This is a genomic window from Poseidonibacter antarcticus (genome assembly GCF_003667345.1).
Classification (GTDB): Bacteria; Campylobacterota; Campylobacteria; order Campylobacterales; family Arcobacteraceae; genus Poseidonibacter; species Poseidonibacter antarcticus.
The window spans coordinates 37,694-56,795 of record NZ_RCWF01000007.1 but is presented as its reverse complement, the minus strand read 5'-3'; the positions used below and the strand labels follow the sequence as shown (position 1 = coordinate 56,795).

Annotated in this window: 19 protein-coding genes; 1 reads left to right on the top strand and 18 read right to left on the bottom strand. The window is 27.4% G+C overall.

The annotated features are described in order from the left end of the window. Positions 1-14 precede the first annotated feature (14 nt). Positions 15-1,295 (bottom strand): peptidase U32 family protein, encoded by a 1,281-nt coding sequence (locus D9T19_RS09585; protein ID WP_121628014.1) that lies wholly within the window; start codon positions 1,293-1,295, stop codon positions 15-17. Between the two features lie 149 nt (positions 1,296-1,444). On the opposite strand from D9T19_RS09585, the gene D9T19_RS09580 reads away from it, so the two are divergent. Continuing rightward, entirely contained in the window at positions 1,445-2,119 is a 675-nt protein-coding gene (locus tag D9T19_RS09580) for a rhodanese-like domain-containing protein (protein WP_121628013.1), read from the top strand. A 13-nt stretch (positions 2,120-2,132) separates the two neighbouring features. Here the strand turns inward: D9T19_RS09580 and D9T19_RS09575 are convergent, their stop codons facing one another. The 17 genes from D9T19_RS09575 to D9T19_RS09495 all read right to left on the bottom strand — a co-directional run bounded on the left by D9T19_RS09575 (position 2,133) and on the right by D9T19_RS09495 (position 19,076). Continuing rightward, positions 2,133-5,015: a cache domain-containing protein gene (locus D9T19_RS09575; RefSeq protein ID WP_121628012.1), complete on the bottom strand. Its 2,883-nt coding sequence runs from the start codon at positions 5,013-5,015 to the stop codon at positions 2,133-2,135. Between the two features lie 98 nt (positions 5,016-5,113). Next, positions 5,114-6,277 (bottom strand): HD-GYP domain-containing protein, encoded by a 1,164-nt coding sequence (locus D9T19_RS09570; RefSeq protein ID WP_121628011.1) that lies wholly within the window; start codon positions 6,275-6,277, stop codon positions 5,114-5,116. Further along, entirely contained in the window at positions 6,278-7,060 is a 783-nt protein-coding gene (locus tag D9T19_RS09565; RefSeq protein WP_121628010.1) for an alpha/beta hydrolase, read from the bottom strand. A 22-nt stretch (positions 7,061-7,082) separates the two neighbouring features. Beyond that, positions 7,083-7,520: a DsrE family protein gene (locus tag D9T19_RS09560; RefSeq protein ID WP_228197997.1), complete on the bottom strand. Its 438-nt coding sequence runs from the start codon at positions 7,518-7,520 to the stop codon at positions 7,083-7,085. Further along, positions 7,520-7,972, bottom strand: coding sequence for an MOSC domain-containing protein (locus D9T19_RS09555; protein WP_121628008.1), 453 nt, complete (start codon positions 7,970-7,972; stop codon positions 7,520-7,522). The genes D9T19_RS09560 and D9T19_RS09555 overlap by 1 nt, the downstream gene beginning before the upstream one ends. Beyond that, a complete protein-coding gene (locus D9T19_RS09550; RefSeq protein WP_162984571.1) occupies positions 7,973-8,785 on the bottom strand; it encodes a thioredoxin family protein in 813 nt (270 codons plus the stop codon). A 119-nt stretch (positions 8,786-8,904) separates the two neighbouring features. Beyond that, positions 8,905-10,668, bottom strand: coding sequence for a thiosulfohydrolase SoxB (gene soxB, locus D9T19_RS09545; protein WP_121628006.1), 1,764 nt, complete (start codon positions 10,666-10,668; stop codon positions 8,905-8,907). 26 nt (positions 10,669-10,694) lie between these two features. Further along, positions 10,695-11,345, bottom strand: coding sequence for a rhodanese-like domain-containing protein (locus D9T19_RS09540; RefSeq protein WP_121628005.1), 651 nt, complete (start codon positions 11,343-11,345; stop codon positions 10,695-10,697). Between the two features lie 79 nt (positions 11,346-11,424). Then, a complete protein-coding gene (locus D9T19_RS09535) occupies positions 11,425-11,847 on the bottom strand; it encodes a hypothetical protein (RefSeq protein ID WP_121628004.1) in 423 nt (140 codons plus the stop codon). Positions 11,848-11,857: 10 nt separating this feature from the next. Further along, positions 11,858-12,772 carry a sulfur oxidation c-type cytochrome SoxA gene (gene soxA / locus D9T19_RS09530; protein ID WP_121628003.1) on the bottom strand — a complete coding sequence of 305 codons (915 nt, stop codon included), beginning with the start codon at positions 12,770-12,772 and terminating at the stop codon, positions 11,858-11,860. Positions 12,773-12,803: 31 nt separating this feature from the next. Further along, the gene (gene soxZ, locus D9T19_RS09525) at positions 12,804-13,109 is read right to left on the bottom strand and encodes a thiosulfate oxidation carrier complex protein SoxZ (protein ID WP_121628002.1); all 306 of its coding nucleotides are present in this window, start codon (positions 13,107-13,109) and stop codon (positions 12,804-12,806) included. A 65-nt stretch (positions 13,110-13,174) separates the two neighbouring features. After that, positions 13,175-13,624 carry a thiosulfate oxidation carrier protein SoxY gene (gene soxY / locus D9T19_RS09520; RefSeq protein WP_121628001.1) on the bottom strand — a complete coding sequence of 150 codons (450 nt, stop codon included), beginning with the start codon at positions 13,622-13,624 and terminating at the stop codon, positions 13,175-13,177. A gap of 20 nt (positions 13,625-13,644) precedes the next feature. Next, complete coding sequence (gene soxX / locus D9T19_RS09515) at positions 13,645-13,995, bottom strand: sulfur oxidation c-type cytochrome SoxX (RefSeq protein WP_121628000.1); 351 nt, start codon at positions 13,993-13,995, stop codon at positions 13,645-13,647. A 12-nt stretch (positions 13,996-14,007) separates the two neighbouring features. Next, on the bottom strand, positions 14,008-15,075 hold the full coding sequence (locus D9T19_RS09510) for a c-type cytochrome (protein ID WP_121627999.1): 1,068 nt from the start codon (positions 15,073-15,075) through the stop codon (positions 14,008-14,010). Continuing rightward, positions 15,056-16,381: a sulfite dehydrogenase gene (gene soxC / locus D9T19_RS09505; RefSeq protein WP_121627998.1), complete on the bottom strand. Its 1,326-nt coding sequence runs from the start codon at positions 16,379-16,381 to the stop codon at positions 15,056-15,058. Before soxC ends, D9T19_RS09510 begins: the two co-directional genes overlap by 20 nt. Positions 16,382-16,669: 288 nt before the next feature. Next, positions 16,670-18,205, bottom strand: a complete 1,536-nt coding sequence (locus tag D9T19_RS09500; RefSeq protein WP_121627997.1) for an AAA family ATPase — start codon at positions 18,203-18,205, stop codon at positions 16,670-16,672. After that, complete coding sequence (locus tag D9T19_RS09495) at positions 18,198-19,076, bottom strand: NAD(+)/NADH kinase (RefSeq protein WP_121627996.1); 879 nt, start codon at positions 19,074-19,076, stop codon at positions 18,198-18,200. Before D9T19_RS09495 ends, D9T19_RS09500 begins: the two co-directional genes overlap by 8 nt. Positions 19,077-19,102: the final 26 nt, after the last annotated feature.

The window sequence follows — 19,102 nt, the reverse complement described above, 5'->3', positions numbered from 1 at the left end:
GTTTTATTAAATACCTATATTTCAGTATTTTCTGTTCTTAATATTGTTAAATAAGGCAATGTACCTGGTAATTGAATTTTATTAGTATTACCACTATGAACAGATTCCATTTGCTTATTTGTTTCAGTTAAGATTTTTTTGAAATTAATATAATAAATTCCATCTTCTTTTTTGTAAATTTTCCCAATTTCGTTATCACATTCAACGATTTTTGTATCTTTTGGAGTGAAAATTTCTATATCTTGATTTGGATAAACTTTATACTTACACATAAAATGCTTTTCATCTTCTGTAATAAGTCCAGTAACTTCATATGAACCTTTTGATAATGCATATTCATGATTTTGAGAATCCAATTTATCAAATGGTCTATGAACTAAATAAGCATCTGTAAAACCTCTATTTTTTGTAGTATGAAGTTCTCTTTGATATTTATCGGCATCAAATGTATTGGCATAATAATCATCAATTGCTTCTCTATATGCATGTGCTGTTACTGCTGCATAATATGGAGATTTAGTTCTACCTTCAATTTTAAGTGAATCAACTGCACCTGAATCAAGAATTTCTTGAATATGCGAAGCTAAGTTCATATCTTTTGAATTAAAAATATACGTTCCAACACCTGGATCTTCTTCAAGTCTAAATAATGTACTTTGATTTTCACTTTCTGCATATAACGTATAATTAAATCTACAATCATTTGCACATGAACCTCTATTTGGAACTCGTCCACTTTGAACAGCTGAGATCAAACATCTTCCAGAATAAGCAAAACACATTGAACCATGCACAAAAATCTCTATTTCCATTTCTGGTAAATGCTTTTTAATTTGAATAACATCTTTTAATGATATTTCACGTGCAACAACAATTCTTTTAACACCCATATCCCAGAATACTTGAGCATCTAGATAATTAAGAACATTAGCTTGTGTTGATAAATGAATATCAATCTCAGGTGCTATTTCTCTACATAATCTAACAACACCAGGAGCTGCTACGATAAAAGCATCAGGTTTAAGTTCTGCCATCTTTTCAATGTGTTTTTTTAGTAAATCAATTTGTGAATTAAAAGGAAATCCATTGATTGTTGCATATACTTTTTTTCCACGAGCATGTGCATATTCAATCCCTTCTTTAAATGTCTCAAATGTAAATTCTTTACCTGCTCTAATTCGTAAAGAGAAGTGAGAAACTCCAGCATAAACTGCATCTGCACCGTAGTTTATTGCAATTTTCATTTTTTCTAAACTTCCTGCAGGTGATAGTAATTCTACTTTGTTATTATTCATAATGTGTCCTTGGTAATATTTATAATTTATTAATATTTGTTAAAAGCGCAATTATACCTAAATTTTATATAATTATAATATCAAAGTATTTTAGTCAACTTTAAAATTAATAATATATAATAAATAACTATATTATACAAAGGAATAAAATGAAAAAGTTAATAATATCAAGTATACTAGTAAGTAGTTTTTTAAGTGCTTCTTCCTTAGAGACAATTGGTGTGGATGTTTCATATACAGATTCTAATGATGAAATAAAGAGCATCACAATAAAAAGAGAGAAACCAGATAATTGTAAAGGTGTTAAATTTAATCCTAGCACTATTTTAGGTGGGAATTTAGTAGATGAAAAAGTTCCCCAAGATTGTAAAAAAAGTTTTATTACTTATTTAGGAAAAGTTTCTCCAATAAAATATTCTCCTAAGGTTGAAACTTATGGTGAAATTGAAGTTTTAGATTTTATTGACAAAGCAAATGATAATGAAAATATGCTTTTAGTTGACTCACGAACTGTAAATTGGTATTTAAATCAAACAATACCTAGTGCTGTTAATGTTCCATTTATTCACTTGAATAAGGCTCAATATCCTGATGATTTTGTTGATGCGATGGATATATTAGGTGTTGAAATTACAGATGACGGTTATGATTTTACGAATGCAAAAGAATTATTACTATTTTGTAATGGAGTTTGGTGTGGACAATCACCTCTATCTATGAAAAACTTAATTGCTATTGGATATCCAGAAGAAAAACTTAAATGGTATAGAGGTGGAATTCAATCATGGTTAAGTTTAGGTTTCCCGACAATTAAACCAAATTAAAAAAGAAAGCTTCTTAGAAGCTTTCCCATTCATCGTCATCATTATTTGATACTTTTGATTCTATTACCCTGTTCACTGATGTGTTTACTGTAGTTTTAGACCCTTTATACTTATCTTCTTTTATCCTAGTAATAGGAGTGGCTTTTTCTACTTTACTTTTATCAGCTATAACATTATCTTTTTTTATTTGATCTAATGCAATAAAAACTTCCTGAGTAGATTTATCTAACTGTTTTGCGAACATCGTTAAATTATCATTATCAGCGTCATCTTTACAAGTTTCATTTATATATTCTTGTACACTACTATGTACAAGTTCATGACTATGTTTTAAATTCTTCCAATTTATATTTTTTGTAAATTCTTTAGCGTTTTTTTCTTGCTCTTTGATCCATTTTCCTAAATCACAATCACTAGATTTAGTTACCGACCAAGAAATATTAGTTGTTCCTATTTTTTCAAAATTTGTATTTTTGAATTTAATATGATCATTTTTTAATTTAGAAATTTTGAATACCAAATCAATATCTGAAATTTCATTTAAACTTGATTCATTAAAATTTGCTCGATCTGCTATTTTTAATAAATTCTCAGATAGTCCTGAAACTTCATTTGCTAAATTACTAATAGTAGTAGCAGAACTTGCATTAACTTGAGTTACTTGATCTAAGGTATTTATAGCATCATTTATTTGAACAATTCCACTTTCCTCTTCAATACTTGCACTTGATACATCTTCAATTAATTCTATTGTTTGAGTAATTTTTTCATTAAGGTCAGTATATCCACCAATCATATTATTGGCAATAACTTTTCCCTCATTCGCTTTTAACGTTGCTGTTTCAACAATACCTTTAATTTCTTTTGCAGCTTCTGCTGATCTATTTGCTAAATTTCGTACCTCTTGTGCAACAACTGCAAAACCTTTACCTGCCTCTCCTGCTGTCGCTGCTTCTACTGCTGCATTTAAAGAAAGTATATTTGTTTGGAATGCAATTTGATCTATTACTGTAATTGCATCATTAATTGAATTAACTTGTTTATCAATATCATCCATTGCCTGTGTTGTTTTCGAAGCTAAATTTTGACCTTCATTAGATGATATTTGTAAATCATTTGCTAAAGAAGACATTTGATGTACTTTTTGAACATTTGATTTAACAATTGAAGTTACCTCTTCTAATGCTGCTGCCGTTTCTTCTAAAGATGCAGCTTGTTCATTTGCTGAACTTGATAAATTATTTGCAGATGTAGATAAAATATTGGTATCAGTATTTAATTTTTTACCACTTGAAACAATCATTGATAATAATTCACAAACAGTAACACCTATTAATTTTGTACTTGAATTAATAGAAGAAATAATTCCACTTACTTCACTAGAAGCTTCTTTTCTATCAAATGTAAAATCTGAATTTCCATATCTTAGTAAAGTATTATTTAATACACTTAAATTCTCATTTGTTTTTTCAATCATTGAATTAATTGAATTTCTTAATTCTTGAATTTGTGGATTATTAGAATTTTTCTGTACTTTATATACGTAAAATCCATTATTAACTTTAGTAATTACATCATCAACTTCTTCAATTACTTTTGCATCTTCAGCTACACCATCTTTTAATTTACGGATATAAGCATTAAAACTATCAACTAGTTTACCTACCTCATCATTAGAAGATTTTTCAATTTCGTTAGTATTTGAATCATTTTTTAACATATTTTTTATAACTTCATTTAAATTCCAAAGTGGTGTAATAATTGCTTTATTAATTAAAAATGAGTAGATTATATATACTAATAATATTGCAATCAATGAAAAAATTATAATGCTTATTATAATATCATTAATTTCTTCTGAAGTATTTTCTTTCATTAATAAAATATCAGCTTCAACATCATCAATATAAACACCTGTTCCAATTACCCAATCCCAAGCTGCGAATTTCTGTACATATGAAAATTTTTGTTGTTCTACATCAAATCCAGGTTTTGGCCACATATATTTTACCAAGCCACCTGATTTATCAGCATTTGCAACTTTTGAAAATTCTTTAAATATATATTTCCCTGTCTTATCTTTAATATTTGATAAATCTTTTCCATCTAAATCATGTTTAATTCCATGCATTATCATTTTTGGTGAAGAATCATTAATCCAAAAATATCCAGTTTTACCATATCTCATTTGACTAATAGTTTCTAAAGCTTCTTTTTTTATTTTTGAAGAAACATCTGATACATATTCTCCAGTTCCTATTACCCAGTTATATGGTTTAAATAATTTAACAAAAGATACTTTTTTCTGTGGAGTTTCAAATCCAGGTTTTGGCCATACATAGTCAACAAAACCTTCATTCTTTGCTTTTGCTAAATCTGCAAATTCTTTAAATATTTGCTTTCCACCTTTATCTTTATAATTAGTAAGATCTTTACCATTTAACTGTGGTTTAAAAGGATGCATTACTATAACAGCATTTGTATCATTGATCCAAAAATATCCAGTTTTACCATATCTACTCTCTTCTACTATAGTTTTTAATCTATACTTAAGTGCATCTTCTGATAAAACACCTTTTAATTTTTCATATTCAGCTTGTAAAATTGAAAATAAAAAATTTGTTTGTATTTTTAAATTATCTTGAACTTCTAGTTTTATCTTTGAGATTTCTGTTCTTTTATGATAAGCATCTACTGTTTTCATTGCTAATGAAATATAGTTTTGTAACTCTTTTTCTTTTTTTTCATAAGCATTCTTTTTATACTTTTCTACATTTTGATCTGAAAATTGATTTATTGAATAAATAGAATCAATTGCAATAGATAAAGATATAAAAACTATTGTAATAAGAGCCAATAGTAATAACTTTACTTTTATAGAGATATTTGAAAACATACGTTTCTCCGTTATTTATTGTTTAAGTAATATAATAGTAGCTATATTATCTTTAATTTAGCGAATCATTATTATTATTTTTTAATAATAGAAAAAAATTAAATACTTAATAAATTTTTATCTATATCTTCAATAATTGATATATCTAATTTTTTATCATTCGCTAATTTTTTTAATATATTAATAGCTTGATTATGAGAATAAGCATTTCTATAGTTTTTTTCACTACATAAAGATGTATAAATATTTAAAGTAGCTAATAATCTATCTTTTAAGCTTAAGTCTTTTGCCTCTAAATTATAAGGATAACCAGAACCATCTAATAATTCTTGAATTTTACAAGTGCTAAGAGCAATATCATTAAAGCCCATAATATTAGTTAATGTTTTTTTACTATGATAAGGATAGGCTTTTATATCTTCATATTCATTTATTGTTAATTTATCACTTTTTTCTAATATATTTAAAGGAATCAACAGTTTTCCAATATTACATAATGAAGCAGTAATCATAAAAGTAAATTTATCTTTATGCTCAAATTCATAAAATTCACACATTTTTTTAGCATTTTTTACCAAAGTTGATTTATTATCTAATATATCATTTAAAACACTTGTTATTTTTAATACATCTTCAAAATCTAAGACTCTTGTGAAATCATGCAGATTATTAAATATAAAATAAATAATATCATTTTCATTTTGAATATCTATCCAAAAATCTATCTTAGAACTTACTTCTAAAAATGCATTTACTATATTTTCATCAAAAAGTATATTTGAATTTTCTTTTGCAAAAGAGATTATATCTTTTCTATTTTCAATATCTTTTTTTGCTAAATCAAACTCTTCATCTAATGTTTGTGTAAAAAAAAGTATTAAAGAAAGAAGAGGTATTTCTTTTTTCTTTAATCCAAAAGGTCCAAGACCATCATATCTTTCTCTTTGATATTTTAATATATTATTTTTAGCTAATAAAAAAGGAAAATCTTTTATTTTCTCTTCACTTAATTCATAATAAGCCATATCTTTTTTTCTTACTTCATTTAGTGCAATATCATGACATAAACTATAAGCACATAAATCAGACATCTCTTCTGGACTAAGATTTAGTTTCTGTCCAATTTTCAAAGATAAAAAAGCAACATTTTTTGAATGTTTATCTGATGTATTACTATATTGTGACTCTAAAAAATCTAATACGTGTGACGTTGATAATAAGAAATTGTTTAAATTGAAAACTAACTGTTTTTTCTTATCCATTTATTCTTCTTCAAATAATGAACTAATTGCTTCTACACTTCTATCTGTCATATCTAAATCAATATGTCCAGCATCTTTTACCTCAACAAGTTCTACATCTAATCCTTGTTTTTTCATTTTTTTATAGAAGTCTTTTGTAACACTAGGTTTTGAGATTTTATCTTCAGTACCATAAATCATAATAAACTTTGTATTTTTATTCATCTTATCTAATACATCAATAGCTAAAAGATGTTTTTCATTTGCATAATCAGGTCTTTCATATCTACCTGCTACTAATACTACATTTTTTAAAAGCTTATTATTTAAACCAGCTAATGATGCACTCATCATAGCACCAGCTGAATGTCCTATAATTGTGATTTCTTTACTTTTATATTTATCTTTTAGGGCAATTACTAGTTTTTCTAAAAATTCTACATACTCTTTTGTAGCTGCTTGATGATTATACTCTTTACTACCAATTGATTTTAAATGATTAAGTGAAGATTTTGAATACCCAGGAAGTGCAATAGCTATTGTACTAACATCTGTTGTCATATTTATATTTTCAGCAAAAGGAGTATATCTTCCAAGAACATTACTTCCTTCATCCCATGTTCCAGGAACGATTATGATTAATCTATCATTATCATCACCTTCAAACATTGAGTAATTTATACACTCATTCCCAGCATAAATAAAACCATCTCCTTTTTCATCGCATAAAGATTGATTAATCTGTTTTGCAAATGAAAAAGATATAAAAGCGACTAATAATAAAAATAAAACTTTTTTTAACATTTTTTAACCTTTTTAAATAAAATTAATATGCATTAACTCCAACATATCCATCAACTTGTTTTTCAATAAATTCAACAATTCCAGCTTGAACATAAATTAAATCATCAATAAATTCATCTTTTGTCCAATTCATACTTTCCATAGTATTTTTACATGCAAAAAACTCAACATCATATTCCATAAGTGAACTTATTCTAGCAAGTGTATTTTTATCATAATCTTTTCTTAAAGCTCTCATTCCATTACCATAAGCAACAACTGAAATTTTTAAAGATTCTTCAGGATATTCTTTTAAAATATTATAAATTGTTCCTAAATTATGATTTACTTTTTCAAGATTTGAATCATACATTTGAAAAACAACTTTCCTTGGATTTTCAAATGAAGGCTGGGGATTACTAAATGTTGACTCACCATAAACAAAAACAGTAAAAAATAAAACTAATAATATTTTCTTCATTATATTTCTTCCTTTATATAAACTATATTTTCTTTAGTGATTATACCACTGCTTATTATTCTACAATATAAACCTCTATGTTCTCTTACTAATGAAGGTAAGTCTGGTGAGAAAACACCTAAGTGATTACAAATAGTACAATTTTGTGTAATTTCTAACTTAACATCATTAATTAGAAAAGTTGAACCAACTTTATATTTATGTGGATCAAAGTCAAATAAAATATTTTCACCAAAACTACCATAATCTAAATTTATACCATTTTCTTCTGCAATTGTATAAGCTTTTAAACCAACAATCATTACTGTTTTATCTTGATTTTTACCAGCAAATTTATCGTGTTTAATACCATAATCTTTTATAATATCAAGTTGCTCTACTATTGGTCTAGGAAATCCTGAAGAGTTTTTATCTGCACTAAATATTTCAATTACTTTACCAATGTTTTTCATTTATTTACTATTTTCCTTTAATATTAATAAAAAGTCTTTTTTATTCCAAGAACCTGGATATTTATTTTGAAGTTTCCCATCATTGTTAATTGCAAAAAAAGTTGGTGTCATTCCTCTATAATTTTTTGCAAGATTAAAAGGTAAAGAGCTATCTTCAATATCAACTTTTAATAAAATAAAATCTTTTTTGATTTCATTTTTAACATCACTTAAACTTAGTACTTCTTTGTCCATCTTTTTACAAAAATGACAAGTTTTAGCAGTTGCATAAATAAGTATTCTTTTTTGCTGTTTCTTAGCTTCTTTTAATAGTTTTTCCTCATTAAAATTATTTGGTAAAACTTTTAACTCTATTTTTGTACTATTGTTTTTTAATCTTTCTTCTTTGTAGTTCATAAAATAAATTGCTAAATTTGATATATCTTCACTGCTTAAATCATAATTACTAGGAAGTTTTTTATTATAATATTGAATTATTCTTCCTTCACAAATAGTATTATTAAGATCAGGATTTTCAAGATAATCTTTTAAAAATTCTTCAATTTCAATTTGTTGCATTTCAGGATCATCTTTTTCACCTAAATGTTTGGGACTATCCATAATTGCATAAGCTAGCATATTTTCACTTGGAGAAGTCATCTTTAAAGTTTTATTTTCATTTTCAAAAAAGTTTTTTTTGATTATTTTCATATCAATATATTTACTATGACATGATGAACATTTTTGTAAAAATATTTTTTTACCCTCTTTAAAATCTGCACTTAAATATGTAATAAAAAATACGGATATTAATAACAAAGTTTTTATTAACAAAAGATATTCCTCCATTTTGATTTAATAAACAGTTAAAATAATAAAATTAAACTGTTTATTAAATCAAAAAAGTATAAAGACTTATTCCTTATACTTTTTGATTTTCATTTTTTAAGATATTATATAATTCCTGGGTTATTTTTAACACCAATAATATCAGGAGTATCTACTCTTAAATTTACAATATGTTTTACATTTCCTAAATAAGTTTCAACTGTTTCCCAAACTGGTTCACCTGGTGATTTAGAACCAACAGTTGACCAACCAGCAACCTTGTAAGATTTACTAGCTTGAAGTTTTTTTCCATTTTTAGTAAGTTGAATATCAGAAATTCTGCTACCCATCTTAGCTTTTGGATCAATTTTATAAGAAATACCACCAGTTCTAACCATATCTCCACCTTGTTGATAAAATGGATCAGCGTTAAATAGGTTATCTGCAACATCTTCTAAAATATCTTTAATTCCTTGACCTGTAATATCTCTTGCATACGTTTCAGGATAAGTCATAGCTGTTTGTGTCATTAAATCATCAAATGTAATATCTTGACCAGGCATTACAGTTGTACCCCATCTAAATCCAGGTGAAAGTGAAATATCTGCACCTTTTACATCAATCAATGCATCACAAATAATCTGATCCCATGAACCATTAAAGTTACCTCTTCTAAATAGAGTCTCTTCAGTTGTAGCAATAGTTCTATTTAAATCTTTTATAAATGGTAATCTCACTTTTTCAATATAAGCTTTCATTTCTTTATCTTCAGGAACTAAATCAGAGAAAATTGGAAGAAGTGTAAATTTAAAATCTTTGATTTTTCCATTTTGAATATCTAAATCAAGAACATTTAAAAACTTACCATTTGAACCAGCATTACATACATAAGTAGTTCCCTCTTCATTTTTAACAGGAACTGCTTCTGGAACACCATCGTGAGTATGACCTCCCATAATAAAGTCAATTCCAGTACAAACTTCTGCCATTTTTTGATCAACATCAAAACCATTATGAGATAAAACAATAACAGCATCTGGTTTTTCTTCATCTCTAATAGTATCAACTAACTCTTGCATTTCTTCATCTTTAATCCCAAAAGTCCAATCAGGAATAAATCTTTGAGGATTTGCAATAGTTGTATAAGGGAAAGCTTGACCAATAACTGCAACTCTTGCATTTCCCATTTTTTTAATTGTATACGGTTTAAAAGCTAATCCTGAATCTTCATCATAAGCTTCTGCACCATCCATTAATGCATCTTCTTTTACAAAAACATTTTGTGCTAAAAATTCTGCATCAAGTTCTTTTACATTTGCTAAAATTTCTTCAGCTTTATAAGTAAACTCCCAATGTCCAACAGCAATATCAACACCTAGTAAGTTCATTGCACCAACCATATCTCTACCACGAGTGTAAAGAGCTGTTGCACTTCCTTGCCATGTATCTCCACCGTCTAACATAAGTGTTTTTTCTTTTCCATAATTATTTCTTAAAAAATCAATTACAGTTTTAAGTTGTGAGAATCCACCAACACGCCCCATAACTTTTGCATGTTTTTCAAAGTTTACGCATGAATATGCATATTCTAATCTTTTATTACCTTTAATACCATAATAATCTAATAGTTTTTCACCAACAATATGAGGTGGCTTACCATAGTTACCATGAAGTCCTAAGTTTACACTTGGTTCTCTAAAGTATACAGGCATTAATTGTGCATGAGAATCTGTCATATGAAGAAGTCTTACATTACCAAAGCTTTTTAATTTATAATAATCTTCTAGTTTATTAGTATCTGTCATTCTTGTGTGAGAATTTGCAAATACAGGAGCAGCACCAAGTACTGACATCATATATATAAATTCTCTTCTACTTAATTTACTCATGTTTATCCCTATTTTATAATATTAAATTATTTTCCAGATCCTACAACTGTAAAACCTAATGAAGTCCAAGCTTGCATACCACCTCTGTAGTATTTAATCTTTTCAACTGGGTATCCCATTTTTAATAATGCAAATTTTGCATTTTTAACCATTCCTGGAGTTTGACCACACCAATAACCATTACAATATAACGCTAAAGTCTTTGCATTAGAAAAATCTAAAGTACCGTCATCATTTTGAACAACACCCATTTCATCTTCCATCATTTCAATAGCAGTATCTTTTTCTTCAAAATTTGTAAATGGAACGTTTATCGCACCTGGGATTCTTAATCTATCAAACCAACCTGGTTTTCTTGAATCAATAATTGCAATATTTTCATCTGTTTGAGCTTTTTTCATTAAATCAATAAACTCTAATTCTCCTAAAGTTTCTAAACCTTTTGCTAAAATAATCGGTTGAGGAACACCTCTAAAAGTTGTATCATATAATGGAGATATTTTATTTCCAGGAGTTTGATTTCTCATAATAGTAAATTTTTCATCGTTTAAATTTATATCAATTGACTTAACACCTTTTGAAATTGGTACATAATTTGATGAATCTTCTGCTAAAACTGAACTTGCAACTAAACCTGAAAAAGCTGTTACAATAAGTAATTTATTTAATAATTTCATTATATTTCCTTTTATTTTATTTAATAAAAAAGCCAAGTGTTAATCTTGGCTTTTAAATGTATTTTTAAATTAATTTAATTTAATATTCAAAACCATTACCTGGCATTGCAAGTTTCCAAGTTGTTTTGGCTTCTTCTTTTTGTTGAAGTGCACTTATAGCAAATGAACAAGCTCTCCATGCTGCATATTCAGTAGAAACCTCTCCAGTTTTTTTATTTTTAGCATTAACAATATCAACAGTTTTTGAACCCTCTGTTATTGCTTTCATTGTTCCATCAATATATTGTGTATTAGTCATACCCAATCTTTTGAATTCAACACCTTCTTTTTTCGCAATAATATTATACTTACTAGCTGTTGCTAATACTTTTTTAATACCATTTGCTTTAACATTACACTCATTTTTTACATCTAGTTTAGTAATATCATTAGCACTTAAAGAAGTCCCAATAAATGTAGATAAAAAGAGTGTAGCTAGCGTAGCTTTATATATTTTTTTCATAATCAACTCCCTATTTTCTAATATCTGGACCATCAACAGTTAAACCATTTGACATATAAGATAAGAAATATATTAATTCTTTCATTTCTTTACTATTATCTTTTGGTGGAACTTGACCTTGATCTTTAATACAACCTGATACTCTTCTCTCTAATGTACCTAATCCATCCCATTTTAATCTAAATACAGGGAAGTGTGTAGTTTGTCCTACAAATTGAGAAAGCTTTTCATTTCTAACTCTTAATCCTGCACCTTGAACATGACAAGTTGCACAAGAAAGTTTTAAATAACCTCTTTGTGAGTAATAATATTCTTTTCCTCTTTCATAAGCAGCTGCTGCATCGGCACTTGGAATAGTAACATTAACTTTCAATTCTTCATCTGTTGTAGCTGAAGCAAAGTAAGCTTGTAATTTAGCCATGTTACCTTTTTTTGTATTCCAAGGTTTTTCACCATTTGATGTTAAACAAGTATTAATTGATTGAGTTAAAGTAATAATTTCTTTCTTTTTATCATCATACATTGGATAATCAGCTCCAATTGCAGGATTAGGGAAACAAGAAGCAAAAGATTTACCATTTGCAAACTTTTTAGTATATAATTCTTCACCCTCATCAATTGCATCTTCATAAGGTGGCATTTCTTTTAATTCTTCATATTGAGATTTACCATCAATATTAAAAGCATAATTACCTTTTGAAAATTCTTCAAATTTAACACCTTTTGCAATAGAATTCTTTAATTCATCATCTGTTGAATATGGAAAGAATGTATTTCTATTTTTTTCAGGGTCTTCAAATTTTGCTTCAAAGTATTTAATTAAAGCTAATCTATCTTTTTCTGCTTGAGCATTAAAGTCACTTGCATTTAATGCACAAGTAGCTATTGCAGCCAAAGTTGTAGCTTTTACGATTTTCAATAACATAAGCTCTCCTTATTAATTGTTTATTATGTAATTATTTAATTTTTGCACTACTAACTTGTGTTGTACCTTTTAAATCAGTCCAAGTGATTTCAACTAAATCACCTTTTGCTGCACCTTTAAATTTAAATTTAATATATGGATTTTTTGATAAGAACTGACTTGTTGATACTTCATAAACAATTTTGTCATTAACTTTTGCTACCATATAAGTAATAAAATTAGCTTCTTTTTTTGCATTTTTTGCTTCTATATAACTTAACATTGGGTGATTAGCCATAGCTTTTACAGTAATAATATCTTTTTTTAATTTTGCTTTAATTCTTGTTTTTTTTGCCATAATATATTTCCTTTTATTTTCTATTCATTATTTATTATTAATATCTAAATGGGTATTGATTTAAATCAACCTCCACATCCACCAATAGTTACTTTTACAAGTTTAGAAGCAGAAATTAATTTCCCATCTACATTTGCTACAACAGTAACAGTACCTGTTTTAGCCATTTTAATTCTTACAGAATAGTCAATAATTCCATTTTCAGGAACACTAAATACAGCTACAGTACTTTCAGGATTTGCATCTTGAAAAATTGCTACAGTTTTAGAATTTAATTTTGTAGAAATAGTTACAGGAATAACTGCACCATTTTCAGCAATATCTGGAGCTTTTAATTTAATTTTACCTTCACCTTTAGGAAGATCACCAAAAACTGCTTTAATTGAATCTTCAACTTTTGTAGTAGTCCATGCTTCTGGTTTTGATTCTCTAAAGTTAATAGCACTTAAAGTTGATGGTAGCATTGAAACAGCCAATGCACCTAATCCTAAGCTTAAAAAATTTCTTCTGTTCATTTTATTTCCTTTTATATTAATTATTTAATTGTTTTTAAATAAGCAACTACTGCTTTTATTTCTGAATCATCTAACCAACCATTTTTACCAAATGCTGGCATTGCTGAAATTGGGTTAGTAGTATATGGGTCATATATTTTTTGATATAGTGCTTCATCAGGCCAATGTTCTAAAGCTTGTAATTTTGGTCCCATACTTCCAGGTCCATCAACATTCTTTCCATTTGCAGCATGACATGCTAAACAGTTACCTAAATTTTTAGTCATAAAGATTTTTTCACCTTTTTTAACTAAATCATCATTTGCGAAACTGCTAGTTGTGATTAAACCACTAATAGCTGATGCTAATAGTAAACTTTTTACTAATTTCATTAGTTCTCCCCTTTATTTGCTTGAGTTAATCATATAATCAACTACTTCTTTGAATTCTTCATCGGATAAATCCGTAGCACCTTTAGCAGGCATTGCATTTAATCCATTAATTCCATTTGCATAAACCTTATCTATACCTTTTTCAACAACAGCAGCCCAAGCATCTTTATCACCAAGAACAGGAGCCCCTATTGCAGCATTAGCATGACAAGCACTACAACTAGCTTCATAAACTTTTGCAGCTTTTGATACTGTAGCATTTTCTTTGGTTTTTGGCAAGTCTTTTTTTGTACTAATTGCAGGATAAAAACCAACGTCAATTTCAGCTGCGATACTTACAGGTTTAGGTTGATTACAATCTTTCATACATCTTGTACCTTGAGCTAAAGGACCTCTTTGTTCTTTTAAATCATGTCTACTTGGATCTACAGGATAGAAACCATCAGTATTATTCATTTTAATATCTTTGAAGTTTTCATTACTTAAAACAAATTCATCATCGATTTCTTCACCTGCTACTTTAATACTATTTACAGATAATAAGTATGCTGTAATTGCGTAAACTTCATCATCGCTTAAAGATTTTGGATGAGGGAAAGGCATTGCAGTTTTAATGTACCAAAAAAGTGTACTTGCATAAGGCCAATAAGAACCAATAGTTTTTCTTGGAGCTTCTGTTCCATTTAATCCTAATTGATTTTTAAGTGATCCTTGTCCACCTGATAATGTAGGATAGCCACCTACTCCACCAGCACCAAAGTCACCATGACACATTGAACATTGAGCTTCATATAATTCATCTCCATCTTCAACAGAACCAGAACCAACAGGTAAACCATGCCCATCTGGCATTACATCTGTATCCCATGCTTTAATTTCATTTTTAGTAGGAGTTCTACCGTATGAACTAAAACCTTCTTTCTTTTGTTGATTTACTGAATAAGCAGTATATTTTCCATCTTTTACAGGATAAATAACTGCACCATCAATATTTTTTTCAACTGCAGCTGCATTAGTTGCTAAAAGTGAAGTTACAACACCAACTGCTAATAATGATTTTTTAAGATCTAACATGTACATTATTTACAACTCCTTTTGATGTTACTTCCCAACCTACAATTGGATTTCTATGATAAATACCCTCAACTCCAACTGTTCCAACTAATTTGTCAATTGAAGGTTGAATATGCCCTGAATCATCAATTGCTCTTGATAATAGAACTTTTTTCTTTCCATCCCATTTAATAATATATGAGAATCTAGTCCATGACTTAGGTAAAACTAAACCTTTTAAAGGAGCTTCAACCCAATTATTTCCACCATCAAGTGAAATATCAACTGTTTTAATAGTACCACGACCTGACCAAGCAATTCCAGATATTTCTACCATATCACCTTTTTTCAAATCAGTCCAAGGAACTTCAGGACATGGTGAAGTAATAATTGAATTTACTTCCATTGGCCAGAAATAGTTAATAGCTTTACCACTTGGTTGCAACATTGTATATTTAGATGTTTCTTCTTTTGAATGCCATGGTTTATCAGAAAATTCTATTCTTTTAACCCATTTAACATTTAAATTACCTTCCCAACCTGGTACTAACAATCTAACTGGATAACCTTGTTCTGGTCGTAATGGTTCACCATTTTGTCCCCAAACAAGCATTGCATCATCTAAGATTTTTTCAATTGGAAGAGTTCTTCCCATTTCTGAGTTATCACTACCTTCAACTAAAGCCCATTGCGCTTCAGGTTTAAGACCTAAGTCTTCTAAAAGAACAGAAAGTTTTACTCCTGTCCATTCAGCTGAACTCATCATACCTTTAACAAATTGCAAGTTATTAAATTGAGGTCCTCTCCATCCAGTAGATCCATTTGCAGGACACTCAATAAAGTGAATTCTAGATTCTGATGGATACCTTTTTAATTGTTCTAATGTTAAAACAATTGGTTTTTTAACTAAACCATGAATCATAAGTCTATATTTATTAGGATCAATTTGTGCTGTTCCACCATGATTTCTTGTAAAGAATAAACCATTTGGTGTAATAATTCCTTCTTGTTGGTGTAATGGAGACATTGATACAGTTGCATATCTATCACCTGATGATAATAAATCATGAACTCTTCTTACATTGTTATGTTCATAAAGTGATGGTACACCATAAGGGTTTTTATCAACTCTATCACCAAGCTTAGTTCCCCAATCTACCTGATGTATAATATTCTCATCATCAGCTTTTAATTTAATTGGAGCTAAAACTGTTGCGGCAGTTAAAGCACTAGCTGAGTAAATAGCTGTTTTTTTAAAAAAGTTTCTTCTACTAGATTGCTCTAAAGAATTTAACTTTAAACTCTTTTCAGAATTTTTACTAATTTTCGTCATTTCCCCTCCTTATTTAATTTGGTATATTAAAAGAATACCAACTAAAGTATATAATTATAGTTTTAAAATCTTAATTGAAACTAAAATATCAAGTATAAATAAAACTTATTTATTACTTCTTATCTATATAATAAAAATTAATATAACAATAGCTTATTATAAAATTATGATTAGCTTATAAATACTAAGAAGTAGGTCTATAATTATGATTTAAAGGGATTTGATTAGAATATTTTTTATATTTTGAGTTATTTTATAAATTTGGTAAATTTTACTTTACCAAATTTTTTATTTTTTAATTAGTAAGTTTTTTGCAAAATTTATTGCATTAGTTGTGATTTCTTCACCGCTTATCATTCTAGCTATTTCATTGATTCTTTCATCTTTATTTAATAGTTTAATAGTAGAAACTCCATTATGTTTATCCACTAAAAAATGTTGATGTGAACTTGAAGTTAATTGAGGTTGATGAGATATTGCAAAGATTTGGTAAGATTTAGATAATGTAGATAATACATTTGCAATTGCATCACTTTCTTTTCCACTTAAGTTAGCATCAATTTCATCTAAAAATAAAACTCCATTTTCAATAATATCAAATTCACTCATAGAAGTTAATAGTGCTAATCTTAATCTATTGTACTCACCTGAACTAATTGTATTTAAGCTAACGCCATTTAATTCAAAATGTACTTCATCAATTCCATATGAATCTAAATTTTTATCTAACAAAGTAATTTTTGCATTTGATAAATATAAAAACTTTAAATATTTATTTATTTTTTTTTCAAGTGTTAATAAACTTTTTTTTCTATATACTGATAATTGTTTTGATAACTTATCTATATCATTAGTTAAAGAAGCTAATTTATTTTCTAATACCGACTTTTCAAAAGTAATATTTTCATATGATTCTAAATCTTTTATTTTTTCATCTTTATAAGCTAAAGCTTGAGCAATAGAACCAAACCTTTTTTGCAATGATGATAATTTTTCAATCCTATTTAATACAGTTTCAATATCTATATCTTCTAATTCATATAAAGAATCATTAAATTTTTCAAAAATATTATTTAGTTCATTCATTGTTTCATCAAAAAAACTTGAATCTTCTTCTAAAAGTTCTAAGGTATTTGAAACATCTTGTCTATAATTTAAAATAGTTGAAGCACTTTTTATTGCATCTTCAATTTTGTCTTTTTTGGAAAGTTTTCTTTTTAATAAATTTAATTCTTCATACTCATCAACTGTTGGATTTATTGTTTCTATTTTATCAATTTCAAATTTTGTAAACTCTTTTAAATCTTCAATTTTTAATTCATCTGCAATAATCTTTTTAAGATCTTTTCGTGTTATCATTAATTCTTTGTATAATACATCAAATTCTGATTTTATTTTGGCAAATTCTTTGTAATCTTTTTTACATAATTTATCTATAAAATTTAATAACTTATTACTTTCAAAATCAGAGGTATCTTTTAAATTTAAATGTTTGATTAATCTAGAAGAAAAAGCGTTTAAGTTTTTTTTAGAAATAGTTTGATTGTTTATAAAAAATCTAACATTTTCTTTTTTTATTGTTTTAATAATAATATCATCATTTGTTTCTAAATCATATAACTCATCAATAACTTTTGAATCACTTATTAAAACTTCACCTAAACTAGCTTTTACATCACTTAATGCAAATAGTGATAAAATTGCTTGCATTAATATAGATTTACCTGCTCCACTTGGACCTGTAAAAACATTTAAACCTGTACTAAATTCTAAATCAATTTCTTGAAATGACAAACAGTCTTTAATATAAATTCTATTAATCATTAAATTTATTTCCCCATCTTAATTTTTCATTTAATACTTCAAAATAATTTCTTTTACATCTATGTAACATTCTCGCACTTTGTTTTGCAATTTTAATTTTGATAGATTCATTTTGTTCTAATTCATAAATATCTTGTCCATCAACAATTACAACAGCACCATTTGAATCAGTACTTGTAAATTCTATTTGAAAATCTGCTGGCATTACTAGTGGTCTTTGAGTTAATGAATGGGGAGCAACAGGAGTTATAATAAAAGCTTCTGTTAAAGGATAAACAATTGGACCACCTACGGATAAATTATAAGCAGTTGAGCCTGTAGGAGTTGATATAATTACACCATCTCCATAATAAGAATTGAAATGTTTATTATCAATTTTTGCATCTATTTTAATCATTGAAGAAATTGATTTTCTAGTAATTACAATATCATTAAAAGCAACAAAACTATTTAGATTTAGTGTACCTTTAATCATCATACGATTATCTATTCTATAATTGTTATTATTAAGGTCAATAATAAAATTTTCTAATTCTTCCATAGAAATATCAGTTAAAAATCCCAGTGTTCCTAAATTTATACCTAAAACAGGTTTATTAAAAGCAAAAGATCTTCTTACAACTGATAGTAAAGTACCATCCCCACCTACTGAAACAAGAAAATCAACTTTAGTACATAATTCATCTAATGCTAAACCCTTGTCATTAATCATGTTTGCAGAATTATCTTCTAAAAAAACTTCAATATTATTTTTTTCTAATATTGATTTAATTTCTACATATACAGTTTTTAATTTAGGACTTGAAGGTCTTAAAACAATTCCAGCTTTACGAAGTGGAGATACTAGTTCTTGATTTTTATTTGATCTCAAATTTACCTCTATTTTTATCTAATATA